16 protein-coding genes and 1 riboswitch are annotated in these 15,148 nt (G+C 61.3%); of the genes, 5 read left to right on the forward strand and 11 right to left on the reverse strand.

Annotation, left to right across the window (positions count from 1 at the left end):
• The first annotated feature begins 2 nt into the window (after positions 1-2).
• Positions 3-902 (forward strand): KPN_02809 family neutral zinc metallopeptidase, encoded by a 900-nt coding sequence (ypfJ, locus tag BM116_RS01780; RefSeq protein WP_083727982.1) that lies wholly within the window; start codon positions 3-5, stop codon positions 900-902.
• Here ypfJ and BM116_RS01785 read toward each other — a convergent pair whose 3' ends face one another.
• Entirely contained in the window at positions 903-1,778 is an 876-nt protein-coding gene (locus BM116_RS01785) for a carboxylate/amino acid/amine transporter (protein WP_083727981.1), read from the reverse strand. It lies immediately after the preceding gene.
• Positions 1,779-2,093: 315 nt separating this feature from the next.
• Positions 2,094-2,191: riboswitch (glycine riboswitch) on the forward strand.
• Between the two features lie 22 nt (positions 2,192-2,213).
• On the opposite strand from BM116_RS01785, the gene BM116_RS01790 reads away from it, so the two are divergent.
• Entirely contained in the window at positions 2,214-2,831 is a 618-nt protein-coding gene (locus tag BM116_RS01790; protein ID WP_083727980.1) for a trimeric intracellular cation channel family protein, read from the forward strand.
• 373 nt (positions 2,832-3,204) lie between these two features.
• Positions 3,205-3,633: an organic hydroperoxide resistance protein gene (locus BM116_RS01795; RefSeq protein ID WP_083727979.1), complete on the forward strand. Its 429-nt coding sequence runs from the start codon at positions 3,205-3,207 to the stop codon at positions 3,631-3,633.
• A gap of 52 nt (positions 3,634-3,685) precedes the next feature.
• Here the strand turns inward: BM116_RS01795 and thrC are convergent, their stop codons facing one another.
• The 9 genes from thrC to ffh all read right to left on the reverse strand — a co-directional run bounded on the left by thrC (position 3,686) and on the right by ffh (position 12,182).
• Positions 3,686-5,095: a threonine synthase gene (thrC, locus tag BM116_RS01800; protein WP_083727978.1), complete on the reverse strand. Its 1,410-nt coding sequence runs from the start codon at positions 5,093-5,095 to the stop codon at positions 3,686-3,688.
• Between the two features lie 92 nt (positions 5,096-5,187).
• Positions 5,188-6,492 carry a homoserine dehydrogenase gene (locus BM116_RS01805; RefSeq protein ID WP_083727977.1) on the reverse strand — a complete coding sequence of 435 codons (1,305 nt, stop codon included), beginning with the start codon at positions 6,490-6,492 and terminating at the stop codon, positions 5,188-5,190.
• Between the two features lie 66 nt (positions 6,493-6,558).
• Positions 6,559-7,281 (reverse strand): bifunctional protein-disulfide isomerase/oxidoreductase DsbC, encoded by a 723-nt coding sequence (dsbC, locus tag BM116_RS01810; RefSeq protein ID WP_083727976.1) that lies wholly within the window; start codon positions 7,279-7,281, stop codon positions 6,559-6,561.
• Between the two features lie 328 nt (positions 7,282-7,609).
• A complete protein-coding gene (gene xerD / locus BM116_RS01815) occupies positions 7,610-8,530 on the reverse strand; it encodes a site-specific tyrosine recombinase XerD (protein ID WP_083727975.1) in 921 nt (306 codons plus the stop codon).
• A gap of 96 nt (positions 8,531-8,626) precedes the next feature.
• Positions 8,627-8,974 carry a 50S ribosomal protein L19 gene (rplS, locus tag BM116_RS01820; protein WP_083727974.1) on the reverse strand — a complete coding sequence of 116 codons (348 nt, stop codon included), beginning with the start codon at positions 8,972-8,974 and terminating at the stop codon, positions 8,627-8,629.
• Positions 8,975-9,007: 33 nt separating this feature from the next.
• Positions 9,008-9,757, reverse strand: coding sequence for a tRNA (guanosine(37)-N1)-methyltransferase TrmD (gene trmD, locus BM116_RS01825; protein ID WP_083727973.1), 750 nt, complete (start codon positions 9,755-9,757; stop codon positions 9,008-9,010).
• 3 nt (positions 9,758-9,760) lie between these two features.
• Positions 9,761-10,303 (reverse strand): ribosome maturation factor RimM, encoded by a 543-nt coding sequence (rimM, locus tag BM116_RS01830; protein ID WP_083727972.1) that lies wholly within the window; start codon positions 10,301-10,303, stop codon positions 9,761-9,763.
• Between the two features lies 1 nt (position 10,304).
• A complete protein-coding gene (gene rpsP / locus BM116_RS01835) occupies positions 10,305-10,556 on the reverse strand; it encodes a 30S ribosomal protein S16 (protein WP_083727971.1) in 252 nt (83 codons plus the stop codon).
• Between the two features lie 222 nt (positions 10,557-10,778).
• Positions 10,779-12,182: a signal recognition particle protein gene (gene ffh, locus BM116_RS01840; RefSeq protein ID WP_083727970.1), complete on the reverse strand. Its 1,404-nt coding sequence runs from the start codon at positions 12,180-12,182 to the stop codon at positions 10,779-10,781.
• Positions 12,183-12,349: 167 nt separating this feature from the next.
• Between ffh and BM116_RS01845 the strand changes: the two genes are divergently transcribed.
• Positions 12,350-13,150 carry a cytochrome C assembly family protein gene (locus BM116_RS01845; RefSeq protein ID WP_083728010.1) on the forward strand — a complete coding sequence of 267 codons (801 nt, stop codon included), beginning with the start codon at positions 12,350-12,352 and terminating at the stop codon, positions 13,148-13,150.
• 30 nt (positions 13,151-13,180) lie between these two features.
• A complete protein-coding gene (locus tag BM116_RS01850) occupies positions 13,181-14,491 on the forward strand; it encodes an HlyC/CorC family transporter (protein ID WP_083727969.1) in 1,311 nt (436 codons plus the stop codon).
• Here the strand turns inward: BM116_RS01850 and BM116_RS01855 are convergent.
• A complete protein-coding gene (locus BM116_RS01855) occupies positions 14,440-15,072 on the reverse strand; it encodes an SGNH/GDSL hydrolase family protein (protein WP_235846669.1) in 633 nt (210 codons plus the stop codon). The genes BM116_RS01850 and BM116_RS01855 overlap by 52 nt on opposite strands.
• Between the last annotated feature and the right edge of the window lie 76 nt (positions 15,073-15,148).

The following is a 15,148-nucleotide window of genomic DNA, read 5'->3' on the forward strand; positions in this document are numbered from 1 at the left end:
AAATGGACTGGCGAGGCAGACGGCGCAGCAGCAATATCGAGGATCGTCGCGGCGACAACATCGCCAGTGCCGGCGCAGGCGGTGCTCTGTTGCTGCGCTTTATTCCCATGCTGCTGGGTACGCGCACCGGGCGCTGGATACTGGGTATCGGCGTGCTCGTGGTGCTGGGCGGCAAGATGCTCGGGATAGATTTATTGCCGTTGCTGCTGGGCGGCGGACAAACCGTGAGCCAGCAAAGTCAGCGCCCACTGTCGCCCGCCGAGCAGGAGCTGAGCGAGTTTGTCAGCGTGGTTCTGGCCGACACCGAAACCACCTGGCACCAGATATTCCAGAGCATCGGCCGGCAGTATCAGGAACCCACGCTGGTACTGTTCTCCAACCGCGTGCAATCTGCCTGTGGTACCGCCAGCTCCGCAGTCGGCCCGTTCTACTGCCCGGGCGACCAGCAGGTCTACCTGGACCTGTCCTTTTTCAATGACATGAAACAGCAGCTGGGTGCCCCCGGGGACTTCGCTCAGGCCTACGTGGTGGCCCATGAGGTCGGCCACCATGTACAAACGCTGCTGGGTATCAGCCAGAAGGTACGTCAGGCCGGCGCCGGCCGCAGCCAGGCCGAGGTAAACGCACTGTCGGTACGCCAGGAACTGCAGGCAGACTGCTTTGCCGGGCTCTGGGGCCACGCCGCCAATACCCAGCGGCAGATGCTCGACCCGGACGATCTGGATGAGGCGCTTACCGCCGCCAGCGCAATCGGTGATGACCGTCTGCAGCGCCGCGCCGGGCAGGATGTGGTGCCCGACAGCTTCACCCACGGCACCTCGGCGCAGCGGGTGAAGTGGTTCAAGCGCGGCTTCGACAGCGGCGACATCACCGCCTGCGACACCTTCGCCGGGCCGCTCTGATCAGCTCTGTGCCGGCCGCGCGAACCAGTGCGGCCAGCGCGCGTTGACCCAGAGAGACAGGCCAAGCACCACCGAGCCGGCAGCCAGACGCAGCAAGTCCGCCTCACGGTTCCAGATCAGCAGGTTGACCAAAAGGCCCGCCGGCACCAGCGCGTTGTTCATGATGCCAAGGGTGCCGGCGTCCACCTGCGCGGCGCCGCGATTCCAGAACAGAAAGCCCAATCCAGAGGCGACCAGCCCGAGCCAGGCCAGCACCGACCACTGCAGCGTGGTGTGCGGCAGCCGTTCCGGATTGCCCAGCAGCAGCCAGGCCGGCAGCATCACCAGCAGTGCGCCGATGAAAAACAAGCCGAAGCCGCGCCACTGCTGGGTCGAGGTTAGCTCATAACGACGCACCAGATGGGCGTAGCCGACCTGCCCGGCGGCGAAGGTGAAGTTGGCCAACTGCAGAATCAGAAAGCCGCGAATAAAGTTGTCGCTCAAACCGTCGTACCGAATGATGCCCGCGCCGACCACCGCAATCGCGGCCGCCACCAGCGGGCCCAGACTGAAACGCCGGTTCAACAGGTCATCAATCAGCGCAACGTGCAGCGGCGTAAAAATGGTGAACAGTAGCACCTCGGGCACAGAGATGTACTCGAAGGATTGATAAAGGCAGATGTAGGTAACGCCAAACTGCAAGGCCCCCACCACCAGCAGCCCCGGCACCACCGGGCGCGGCAGCAGACGCAGGCGCAACAGCGGCAGGAACAGCAATCCAGCCAGCATGGCGCGCGTCAGCACGGCAAAATAGCTGTCGACCTGCCCTGCCAGATACTCCCCGATCAGACTGAAAGACACAGCCCATAACAGCGTTACCGCAACAAGATAGGGCATTCGGACTCCTAGGGTCTGTCCCCGTTTCACTCACCCGCGTGCCCTGGGCCATTTCGATTGCACCAATCAAAGACGGAGTAACGGAACGGCAAGGGAAACTGGCGCGGCGGCGGGAGTATAACCCGAGAGCCGCCGCCCGGTGCTCCCCTACACAACCGGCGCAACCAGTTAAGCGACCATCGATCAGAATCAGCTAACGACACAACACCTGCAGCCATTACAGAGGTACAATCGCCACCCCGCAGGAGAGAGGGCTCAGCCCCGCCGAAGGCGCAAACTCCCATAAACGCTCAGGCACAAGCACTGTGGAAACGATTAACGCCGTCTGGAGAGAGGCTGCACAGCAGCCCACCGAAGGGGCAAGCAGGGCATGACCCTGTAAACTCTCAGGTATCAAGGACAGGGGGAGAGGCTACGCAAACGCAGGAGAACTGTGTGCTGACCTCTGTCTATATGATTGCCATTACCGCCGAAGCCATGTCCGGAGCACTTGCCGCGGGCAGACGCAACATGGACTTCTTCGGTGTCGCCGTCATCGCCTTTTTAACCGCCCTGGGCGGTGGCACCGTTCGGGACATTCTGCTCGGCAACTTCCCGATCACCTGGACTCAACATCCGCTTTACATCTACATCACCATTACCGGCGGCCTGGCAACCATCGTGCTGGCGCGCTTCATGCGCCACCTCCACCAGCTTTTCCTGGTACTGGATGCCATCGGCCTTGTCGCCTTCACCGTCATTGGCTGCAATGTCGCGCTCAGGCTGGGCTACGACACGGTTGTAGTGGTTATGGCCGGCATCATCACCGGCATTTTCGGCGGCATTATCCGCGACATCATGTGCAACCGAATGCCCCAGGTGTTGCGCCACGAACTCTACGCCAGCGTCTCCCTGGTTGTTGCGCTGCTCTATCTCGCCCTGCTGCATCAGGGTGCAAGCGAAAGCGTCACCCTACTGGCCGCCTTCAGCGTGGGCTTACTGCTGAGAATGGCGGCGATTCGCTGGAAACTGTCGCTACCGGTATTCAGCTATTCCAAATCCCAGTGGGACTGATTCGCCACCACCTAAGTCCAGCCGCGGTAACACCTATGCGCCGTTGACGGCCCGATCAGACACACAACAACAGCGCCCGTCGGCGCTGTTGTTGTGTGCAGCGTCGCCTCGCACAGCTTGCCCGCATGCTTCACGCCAGCACCGCTGAGATCGCTGACAAGCTGCCTCCCCCTGTCCGACTGAAATGCACCGCCCACAACAAGGCCGCCGCAGCTGGAGAGGGCACCCCTTGGCCAATGCCGGCACGGGGCTTCGCGTACCAAACGACCACCGCTCACCGCCTGAATTGCAAAATAGATTGCGCACAACTTAATTAGCACCTACAGTTAGCAACTAGATTGTGTGCAACTTAACTCTAAGCTGGAGAATCAATATGAGCATCGAAAACGTTGTGTACCGCGCCTATGCAGAAGCCACCGGCGGCCGTGACGGTCGCGCCATCTCCTCCGACGGTGTACTGGATGTTGAATTGACCACACCGAAGGAACTGGGCGGCGCCGGCGGCCAGGGCACCAACCCCGAACAGCTGTTTGCCGCAGGCTACTCAGCTTGCTTCATTGGTGCGATGAAGTTCGTCGCCGGTCGCGACAAACTGCCGATGCCGGCTGACACGTCGGTTGAAGGTGTGGTCGGCATTGGCCAGATTCCGCAGGGCTTCGGCATTGAAGTCGAACTGCGCATCAGCCTGCCCGGCATGAACGACGAGCAAGCCGAGCAGCTGATCGAGCGCGCCCACCAGGTCTGCCCCTACTCCAACGCCACCCGCGGCAACATTGATGTGACCCTGACCCGGGTCGAGTAAACACAAACAACAACGGCGCCCAAGGGCGCCGTTGTTGTGTCAGCAGCTCAGTTTAGAGCGGCTTGCCACGATTGCCGTGAGCGGCAACAAAGCCCTGCACATCAGCCAGGCTGTTCGCCAGCACGGTCATACGCTCTTCGCGCTCAAACAGATCGCTCAGGTGCGCAGGCAGATGCAGCGCCTCACCCACGCCCGCCTGGCGAACCGCATCCGGGAACTTGACCGGATGAGCGGTGCCCAGGGTAATCATCGGAGTCGACAACGAACGACGGCACTCGCGGGCTGCACGCACGCCAATGGCGGTGTGCGGGTCCAGTACTTCGCCACATTGCTCAAACACCTCGGCGATGGTCGCGCAGGTGCCTTCGTCGTCAACGGCCAGCGAATCGAACAGCTTGCGAGCCTCGGTCCAGCGGTCGTCTTCAACAGACAGCTTGCCGCTGACCTTGAAGGCGTCCATCAGCTCGGACACCAGACGACCGTTGCGACCGTGCAGGTCAAACAGCAGACGCTCGAAGTTGGACGACACCATAATGTCCATCGACGGCGACAGCGACGGGTGCAGGGTGTCCTTGTCGTACTGGTTGCCGCTCATGAAGCGGTGCAGGATGTCGTTGCGGTTGGTGGCAACAATCAGCTGACTGATCGGCAGGCCCATGTTGCGCGCCAGGTAACCGGCGAAGATGTCGCCGAAGTTGCCGGTGGGTACCGAGAACGCCATGGAGCGCGCCGGGCCGCCGAGCTGCAGGGCCGCGTGGAAGTAGTAGACGATCTGCGCCATGATGCGCGCCCAGTTGATCGAGTTGACCGCAACCAGACGGGTGCCCTTGAGGAAGCCCTGATCGGCGAAGCTGGCCTTGACCATCTCCTGGCAGTCGTCGAAGTTACCTTCGATGGCAATGTTATGGATGTTGTCGCCAAGGATGCTGGTCATCTGGCGACGCTGCACCTCGGACACCCGGTTGTGCGGGTGCATGATGAAGATGTCGACATTCTCGCAAGCCTTGCAGCCTTCAATAGCCGCCGAGCCGGTGTCACCGGAGGTCGCGCCCATGATGACCACGCGCTCGCCGCGCTTGACCAGGAAGTAGTCGAGCAGGCGACCCAGCAGCTGCAGGGCAAAGTCCTTGAACGCCAGGGTCGGGCCGTGGAACAGCTCCATCACCCACTCGTTGCTGTCCAGCTGACGCAACGGGGCAACCGCCTTGTGCTCAAAGACGCCGTAGGTGTCTTGCAGAATCTGTTTGAAGTCAGCATCCGGAATGCTACCGGTAACAAACGGACGCATGACGTTGAACGCCAGCTCGTGGTACGGCAGACCGGCCCAGGACGCAATCTGCTCTTGGGTAAAACGCGGCAGATTCTCAGGGACGTACAGACCACCGTCAGAAGCCAGACCGGCCAGCAGAACATCTTCAAAATTCAGGGCCGGAGCCTGGCCACGGGTACTGATATAGCGCATTACAAAACCCTTCAGGTTTTGGCTTGAAGCTTGAAGCTTGAAGCTTGAAGCGGACTGCTTTCAGCTTTCAGCTTTCAGCTTTCAGCTCGGTTTTAGTCCAGTTGTTCCACGCGAATCCGCATCAGCGGGCCGGCGATGTCGTCCAGTGCTTCCAGAGCGGCGATGGCGTCGTTCATGTCCTGTTCGCGCACGCGGTGGGTCAGCAGAATCATCGGCACCAGGCCGTCCTGCTCTTCCACATCCTTCTGCATGATGGATTCGATGTTGATGCCGCGCTCGGACAGGATGCTGGCAACCTTGGCCAGCACGCCGGGGCGATCCTGGGCGTGCAGGCGCAGGTAATAGGCGGTGTTGACCTCGTCGACCGGCAGCACCGGCAGATCAGACAGCGCGTCAGCCTGGAAGGCCAGGTGCGGCACGCGGTTGGTCGGGTCGGTGGTCAGAGTGCGGACCACGTCGATAACATCAGCTACAACGGCCGAAGCAGTCGGCTCCGAGCCGGCACCAGCGCCGTAATACAGGGTCGGACCAACAGCATCGCCCTGCACCATAACGGCGTTCATCACACCGTTAACGTTGGCAATCAGGCGGTCGGAGGGGATCAGCGTCGGGTGTACGCGCAGCTCTACGCCATTCTCGGTGCGGCGCGCCACGCCCAGATGCTTGATGCGGTAGCCCAGCGCCTCGGCGTAGTTCACGTCAGCAGTGGTCAGCTTGGTGATGCCTTCGGTGTAGGCCTTGTCGAATTGCAGCGGAATACCAAAAGCGATGGACGCCAGGATGGTCAGCTTGTGCGCCGCGTCGATACCTTCAACGTCAAAGGTCGGATCGGCTTCTGCGTAACCCAGCGCCTGCGCTTCGGCCAGCACGTCTTCAAAGGTACGGCCCTTGTCGCGCATCTCGGTCAGGATGAAGTTGCCGGTGCCGTTGATGATGCCCGCAACCCAGTCTATCTGGTTGGCTGCCAGGCCTTCACGCAGGGCCTTGATGATCGGGATACCGCCGGCAACTGACGCTTCGAACGCCACCATCACGCCCTTGGCGCTGGCTGCGGAGAAGATCTCGTTGCCGTGCACGGCAATCAGCGCCTTGTTGGCGGTAACCACGTGCTTGCCGTTCTCGATGGCCTTGAGGACTACATCCTTGGCCAGGGTGTAGCCGCCAATCAGCTCGACGATGATGTCGATTTCCGGGTTGTTGACCAGTTCGAATACATCGTCGGTCACCGGGGTCATGCCCAGGTTGCAGGCCGGGTTGGGGTGCCGGGTTGCAATCTGGGCTACCTCAATGCCACGCCCAGCACGCCGGGCAATCTCCGTCGCGTTGCGCTGCAGAACATTGAAGGTGCCACCGCCAACGGTGCCCAAACCACAAATACCTACTTTGACCGGTTTCAAACTTTGGTCCCTACCTGGTTGTTAATCGATTACATGAAAACGGTGGCGAGCGCGTCACCACCGGGTTTACTGCTGATTCTCCAGCGCAATGGCCGCCAGCTGCGCCGCAGGCTGATAGCCAGGGATCATCACGCCGTTGGCCAGAAAGATCGCCGGGGTACCCTGCACCCCGACCTGCTGCCCAAGGGCAAACTGACGTGCGACCGGGTTGGTACAGCTGGCGTCGTCCACATCCTTACCCTGCTTGGCAGCGGTGAGCGCGGCCTTCGGGTCTTCTGCGCACCAGACCGACTGCATAACGCTGGCAGCCCGTGACTGCATACCGCCCCGCGGGAAGGCAGCGTAGCGCACCTCAATGCCCAGCTCGTTCAGCTCGTCAATCTCGGCGTGCAGCTTGCGGCAATAGCCGCAATCCACGTCGGTGAATACAGTGATGTGCGTCTTCGGCTGCTCGGGAGCAAAGACGATCAGCTCCTGCTGCGGCAGATCGTTGATCACGGCGCCAATATTGCGTGCTTCAGCAATGGAGGTGAGGTTGCGCGGCTGACCGTCGTTCACCTCGATCAGTGCGCCCTGGACGAAATACTTGCCGTCAGCGGTGGCATACAGCACACGCCCGCTCTCCAGCTCGACCATGTACAGTCCTTCTATCGGCGAGGCGCTGACCGCCTTGACCGGCACATCGAAATTCAGTTGCGTGAGGGCATCCCGAATCGCCTGATCGGGGTTAGCCATGACCGGTGTCGCTGCCAGCGCCAGCATAGCGGCAAGGCCGAGTTTCAGTCGCATAGTCCGCTCCTTTTGAAGACCGCCAAGCTTACCACGAATAACGCGAGCACTGATTAAGGAAGCACTGATCAATTCCACACGCCCTCTGCGAGTGCTCAAGCGTGCAGATGCAAGGCGCGCTGTGCAGCCAATAGTGGTTCTATTGGCAAGCAGCGCAACGCAGCAGATGCATGCTTGAGTGCTCGCCCTGCGGGGCGTTCAGGCTGGGCCGCACTCTGCGTTGTGATTTCTCGACAGGTCCCGACATGCCTTCGAAATCACGCCTTGATTGCAGCCCAGCCTGAACGCCAGAGGGCATGCGGAATTAATCAGTGCTTCCTTAATACCGTCATCCACGGGGATGGTGCTGGGCGTGCAGGTCGTGCAGCCGCTGCCGGGCAATGTGGGTATAGATCTGTGTGGTCGATAGATCACTGTGCCCCAGCAGCATCTGCACCACCCGCAAATCGGCGCCATGGTTGAGCAAATGCGTGGCGAAGGCGTGACGCAGCGTGTGCGGCGAGAGGTTGCTGCGAATCCCCGCCGTCAGGGCATGCTGCTTGATACGGTGCCAGAAGGTCTGGCGCGTCATCATCTGGCCCAGCCGACTGGGAAACAACACATCGGCCGGCTTGCCGGCCAGCAACTGGACGCGGGCCGAATGCAGGTACTGCTCCAGCCAGTTCATCGCCTCCTCGCCAAGCGGCACCAGGCGCTCCTTGCTGCCCTTGCCGGTCACCCGCACCACGCCCTGACGCAAGTTAAGCTGATCCAGCCGCAAGCCGACCAGCTCGCTGACCCGCAGCCCGGTGGCGTACAGCACTTCCAGCATGCATCGGTCACGCAGCCCCAGACTGTCCTCGGTGTCCGGCGCGGCCAGCAGGCGTTCGACATCGGCTTCGCTCAGCGACTTGGGCAGCGGCCGGCCCAGCTTGGGCATGGCCACATCACGCGTAGGATCCTCGCTGATCAGCTGTTGGCGCAGCAGGTAGCGGTAGAAACTGCGCACACAGGACAGCATGCGGGCACTGGAGCGCGCCTGATAGCCCGCCGCCAGACGCCAGCCCAGATAGGCCATCAGGTCCGCGCGACTCGCTCGCTGCAAGCCGCCGCCACGGCCCTCGAGCCAGCCAGCCAGACTGCGCAAGTCGGTGCGATAGGCATTGCGGGTATGCTGCGACAGCCCCTTCTCCAGCCACAGGCTGTCGAGAAACTGGTCGATCAACTGCTGCTGCGCAGCACTGGGCGCCGGCGGTGCACCATCACTCATGGAGCTAACCTGTGATTTCAGAAGGTGCGCCCATTAAAAACACTCGGGCACAAAAAAGCAGCCCTGAGGCTGCTTTTTTGCTGGCAAGCGATCCGATCAGGACAGCTTTTCCTTGATGCGAGCTGCCTTACCAGACAGAGCACGCAGGTAGTACAGCTTGGCCTTGCGAACGTCACCGCGACGCTTGACAGAGATGCTGTCGATCAGCGGAGAGTAGGTCTGGAAAGTACGCTCAACGCCAACACCGCTGGAGATCTTGCGAACGGTGAAAGCGGAGTTCAGACCACGGTTACGCTTACCGATAACCACGCCTTCGAAGGCCTGCAGACGGGAGCGCTCACCTTCCTTAACCTTGACCTGGACAATAACGGTGTCGCCAGGGGCGAACGCCGGTACTTCCTTGGACATCTGTTCAGCTTCAAGCTGGGCAATAATATTGGACATCTTGCTTCTCCTGCACAGGCCGTCGGACCTGTTTCAATGGTTATCGGTTGCCTGCTCGCGGATGTATTCCGCCAACAGCTGTTGCTGTTCTTTGCTCAACTCCAGGTCTTCAAGCAACTCTGGCCGACGTTGCCAGGTTCGACCCAAAGACTGTTTGAGGCGCCAGCGCCGGATACGTTCATGGTTACCACTGAGCAGCACCTCCGGAACGCGCTGCCCATCAAATTCTTCCGGTCGGGTGTAATGTGGGCAATCGAGCCATCCCGCCGAAAAGGAATCTTCTACCGCAGAATCCGCATGCCCCAGTACGCCGGGAATCAGGCGGGTTACTGCGTCCAGGAGCACCATAGCTCCTAGCTCGCCACCGGACAGGACATAGTCCCCGATGGAGATTTCCTCATCTACGCAGCGATCGATGATGCGCTCGTCGATGCCCTCGTAGCGCCCGCATAACAGTACAAGACTGTCGAGCTGCGCCAGCTGTTCGACGCGTTTTTGCGTCAGAGGCTGCCCCTGCGGAGACAGGTAAATCACCCGCGGGGTGGAGGGAGCCTGCTGGCGGATGGCGTCAATCGCCTCCAACAGCGGCTCGACCTTCATCAGCATTCCGGGGCCACCACCAAAGGGGCGGTCATCCACCGTGCGATGCCGGTCATGTGCATGATCACGTGGGCTGCTGAAAGCGACTTCCAGCTGTCCCCGCTTGACCGCCCTGCCGGTAACACCGGACTCGGTCAGCGCCGTGAACATCTCGGGAAACAGGGTTACTACACCGGCCCACACCGGTCAGAACTCCGCATCCCAGTCTACCTGGATGACCTTGGTCTCCAGATCGACCTGAACTACAAACTGGCCGGGCAGGTAAGGCAACAAACGTTCACGCTGATCGATACTGCCCGCACAGGGCTTGACCACCATGACATCGTTGGAGCCGGTCTCGAGCAGGTGAGCCACCGCCCCGAGCACCTGACCTTGCAGATTGACGACCTTCAGGCCCTCAAGCTGATGCCAGTAAAAATCACCTTCGTCCAGCTCAGGCAGCGTATCGGCTGCAACGCTGATCTCGAAGTTGATCAGTTCCTCGGCCTTGTTACGGTCGTCAATCCCTTTCAGGTTGACCACCAGCACGCGCCCTTGGACGCGGCCACCGAGGACAGACACTGTGCGTTGCTCGGAACCCCGGTTCAGGGTCCACTCGGCGTAGTCCAGCACATTGTCCAGCGGGTCGGTATGGGAATACACCTTTACCGCCCCACGCACTCCATGAACCGATACGATCTTGCCGAGGACAACCCGAGGGGCCTCGGCCGGCCCTGGAGCATTAGCCATATCAGGCAGCAGCCTGAGCAGCTTCCTTCAGCAGGGCAGCAACGCGCTCGGACGGTTGTGCACCCTGGCTCAGCCAGTACTGAACGCGCTCTTCGTTGACCGACAGGCGTACTTCAGCGCCAGCAGCGATCGGGTTGAAGAAACCTACGCGCTCAACAAAACGGCCATCACGCGCATTGCGGCTGTTGGCAACGGTCAGATGATAGAAGGGGCGCTTCTTGGAGCCACCACGAGCAAGACGAATGGTTACCATGTCGACATCGTTTCCTGTGTTTGAGTATCGCTACTTGATCAGTTACGGGCATGCAGCGTACTGCACATACACCTAGGGCCCGAAAGGTCGCGTATTCTACGGAATATAACGACCAATGAAAACTCTTTTTTCAGCAGCGACCGACACCGCCGGTCGCCTGGGGGCTCTTACCATTTCGCGCGTCCACCTGCGAACGCACCAAACGGCGACAGACCTTACAAATCAAAAGCGTGGCATTCCGCCGCCCGGCGGCAACATACCACCGCCTCCGCCGCCGCCCATGCCACCCATACCGCGCATCAGCTTGGCCATGCCGCCCTTGCCGCTGACCTTCTTCATCATCTTCTGCATCTGCTTGTGCTGCTTGAGCAGACGACCGATATCCTGAATCTGGGTGCCGGAGCCGGCTGCAATACGGCGCTTGCGTGAGCCGCTGATAACATCGGGGTTGCGGCGCTCGGCCGGGGTCATCGAGTTGATGATCGCCTCCATGCGCTTGAACTGCTTGGCCGCCTCGGTCTGCGCGGTTTCCATCTGGGCCGCGTTGATCTTGCCGCCCATCATCGGCAGCTTTTCCATCATCGAGCCGAGACCGCCCATGGCGTTCATCTGCTGCAGCTGATCACGGAAGTCTTCCAGGTCGAAGCCCTTACCCTTCTTGAGCTTCTTGGCCAGCTTCTCGGCCTTGTCCTTGTCGATCTTCTGCTCGGCCTGCTCGATCAGGCTGAGCACGTCGCCCATACCCAGAATGCGCGAGGCAACCCGGTCAGGGTGGAAGACTTCGAGGGCGTCGATCTTCTCGCCCATACCGAGAAACTTGATCGGCTTGCCGGTGATATGACGTACCGACAGCGCCGCGCCACCACGGGCATCACCATCAACCTTGGTGAGAATCACACCGGTCAGCGGCAGTGCCTCGTTAAATGCCTGGGCGGTGTTGGCCGCATCCTGACCGGTCATGGCATCGACCACAAACAGGGTTTCTGCCGGCTTGGCTGCCGCATGCACCTGCTTGATCTCGGCCATCATCTCGTCATCGACGTGCAGACGACCGGCGGTATCGACAATCAGCACATCCATGAAGCGGTTCTTCGCCTCACGCATCGCTGCTTCAACAATGGCTACCGGCTTCTGCTCAACGGAAGACGGGAAGAACTCGACCTGCACGTCTGCCGCCAGGGTTTCGAGCTGCTTGATCGCCGCCGGACGGTAAACGTCGGCACTGACCACCATGACCTTTTTCTTCTCGCGCTCGCGCAGGGTCTTGGCCAGCTTGCCCACACTGGTGGTTTTACCGGCCCCCTGCAGGCCCGCCATCAGAATCACTGCCGGCGGACTGACCGCGAGGTTCAGCCCCTCGGACTGCCCCATGACCGCTTCGAGCTCGGACTTGACGATCTTGACGAAGACCTGGCCCGGCGACAGGCTGCGCGACACCTCGGTGCCCACAGCGCGCTCGCGCACCTGATCAACAAAGGTCTTGACCACCGGCAGCGCGACGTCGGCCTCCAGCAGCGCCATGCGCACTTCGCGCAGGGTGTCCTTGATGTTCTCTTCGGTCAGCTTGGCCTGTCCGGTCACGCCACGCAGGCTGTGTGACAGGCGTTCGGTAAGATTCTCGAACATGATGCTCTCTCCTGGGGGCCGGATCGGTTTGCCGTCCCCGCCGCGATTTCAGCCGCGCAGTATACCCCGCACATCCCACACAGGATAGGGAAGCGCCTGCAGACGCTTTCACCCGGACGCGGCTTATGCCACACTGCGACTTTGTTGAAAATCGCTCGCAAGGACGTATGACAGCCCTCGCCCCCAGTCTGCTGGCTGCTGGTTTCTATATCAGCGGCATCCTCTATCAGCTGCATTGCCTCGGCAAACGCCTGGCCGTCAATGCCAGCCTGTTGCGCGCCATTGGACTGGTCGCGCTGCTGGCCCACGCCGTTAGCCTTTACATCCAGTTGACTACCCCGCAAGGCTTTGCTTTGGGGCTGTTCAATATCGCCTCGCTGATTTCCTGGCTGGTCGTTGCCATGACGCTGGCCTCCAGCTTCCGGGCGCCGGTCACCAGTTTGCTGCTGGGCTTATACCCGCTGGCCCTGATTACCGGGCTGCTGGCCGGGCTGTTTCCGGAGAACGCCACTACCCTGCCCGCCGGGCAAGAGGGTCTGCTGGTGCACATCCTGCTGTCGGTACTGGCCTACGGCATTCTGACCATCGCCGCCTTTCAGGCGACGCTGCTGGCCATCCAGGACTACCAGCTCAAGCACAAGCACCCGACCCGCTTTATCCGTACCTTTCCGCCACTGCAGACCATGGAGCAACTCCTGTTCCAGTTTCTGCTGTGTGGCGAGGTACTGCTCACGCTGGCGCTGCTGTCGGGCTTTGTCTTTCTGGACAACATGTTTGCCCAGCATCTGGCGCACAAGACGCTGCTCTCCTGCCTGGCATGGATAGTATTCGGCATTCTGCTGTGGGGCCGTCACTTCCGCGGCTGGCGCGGCAGCAACGCCATTCGCTGGACGCTGGCAGGCTTTCTGCTGCTTATGCTGGCCTACTTCGGCAGCAAGCTGGTGCGCGCATTTCTGCTCGCCGCCTGACCTTTTCACGACCCGCCTGAGGCTCACCCCTTGAACGAATCCCACACCAGCCTGCTGCTCATTCTGCTGCTGGTTCTGATCGTGCTGTCGGCGTTTTTCTCCAGCTCCGAAACCAGCATGATGAGCCTCAACCGCTACCGGTTGAAGCACCTGAGTAAAGAGGGCCACCGCGCCGCCCGCCGCGCCTCGCGTCTGCTGGAGCGGCCGGACCGCCTGCTGGGCACCATCCTGGTCGGCAACAACATCGTCAATATTCTTGCCGCCTCCATTGCCACCGTGGTCGCTGTCGATCTGTGGGGCGAGGCCGGTATTGCCATCGCTACCATGATCCTGACCGTGGTGGTGCTGATCTTTGGCGAGATCACCCCCAAGACGCTGGCCGCCCTGCGCCCGGAGCTGATCGCCTTCCCTGCCAGCGTGATTCTGGCGGCGCTGCAGCGCTTGCTGTACCCGGTGGTCTGGGTTTGCAGCATGATCAGCAATCAGCTGCTGCGCCTGCTGGGCGTCAACCCGAATGACACCAACGGCGACCAGTTGACCACCGAGGAGCTGCGTACCGTGGTGCGCGAAGCGGGCCTGGGCATAACCCGCAGCCGCCAGAACATGCTGCTCGGCATCCTCGATCTGGAAAAGATGACGGTCAACGACATCATGATCCCGCGCAACGAGGCTGTCGGCATCGACCTGGATGACGACATGACCGCCATCATCCATCAACTGCGGACCTGCCACTACACCCGGCTGCCGCTCTATCAGGGCGACATCAACAATGTGACGGGCATCGTGCACATGCGCTCCATCGCCCGCCTTCTGAGCCGCGGCGAGCTAACCCGCGAAGCCTTGATCGGCGCCTGCAAGGAGCCGTATTTCATCCCCGAAAGCACGCCCCTCCACACCCAGCTGTTCAATTTTCAGAAGCAGAAGCGCCGCATCGCCATTGTGGTTGACGAGTATGGTGATGTGATCGGTCTGGTCACGCTGGAAGATATTCTCGAAGAGATCGTTGGCGACTTCACCACCGAGATGCTCAACCTGAGCCAGGACATCCACCCGCAGACCGACGGCACCTACGTCATCGACGGCAGCGCCGCGATCCGTGATATCAACCGTCACCTGCACTGGAAGCTGCCCGCCGACGGCCCCAAGACCCTCAACGGCCTGATCACCGAACAGCTGGAGAACATCCCGGAAACTGCCGTGTGCCTGACCACCGGCGGCTACCGGATGGAGATTCTGCAAACCAAGGACAACATGGTGAAGAGCGTGCGGGTGTGGGATCGCACCCTCAATCAGCCGGCGCCCAACACCGACGACGCTGCCGGCTCAGACAGCGCCAGCTGACGCACGATACCCGCCGCCCACAGGCGATACCCCTCGGCCGAGGGGTGGTAACCGTCACGTGCCAGATACGCCGCCTCAAACGGCATATCCAGTGACAGGTAGCCCGCCCCCTGCCCCGCAGCCACCTGCTGCACGTCCCGATTCATCAGCCCGGCGCGCAAGCCAAACCAGCCGCGCAGCGGCTGCGGCAAGGCACGAAAATGCCCCAGCGGCGGCACCTCGGTCAGCATGACCTGTCCCGTACAGTCCTTCAGTTGCTCAACAAGATACTGCAGATGACGCCGCCAACGCGGCCGTGAAGTCAGGTGGGTAGTGTCGTTGACGCCCAGCACAATCAGCGCCAGATCCCATTGCCGATCAACCACCTGCGGCAACAGGTCTCGGATACAGTCGGCCGCCACGGCGCCATTGCGCCCAGCTGCCTGCCACCGCACCGCGCGCCCCAAGTGCCGGGCCAGTTGCAAGGCCAGTTGCCCGCTGAGCGCCTGCTGCTGACAGTCGACGCCAACACCCGCGACAGTGGACTCACCGATCAGCAGCAAGCGCAGCGGCGCTTGTACCGAGCCATCGGGCGCCGGCACCAGCCCCTGCCAGGGCGTTGCCGCGTCCGGCAGGCGCAGCGCCGTGCGTTTGACCCAGATGGCTTGCGGCAGCAGC

The organism is Halopseudomonas pachastrellae (assembly GCF_900114765.1).
In the GTDB taxonomy this organism is placed as follows: Bacteria; Pseudomonadota; Gammaproteobacteria; order Pseudomonadales; family Pseudomonadaceae; genus Halopseudomonas; species Halopseudomonas pachastrellae.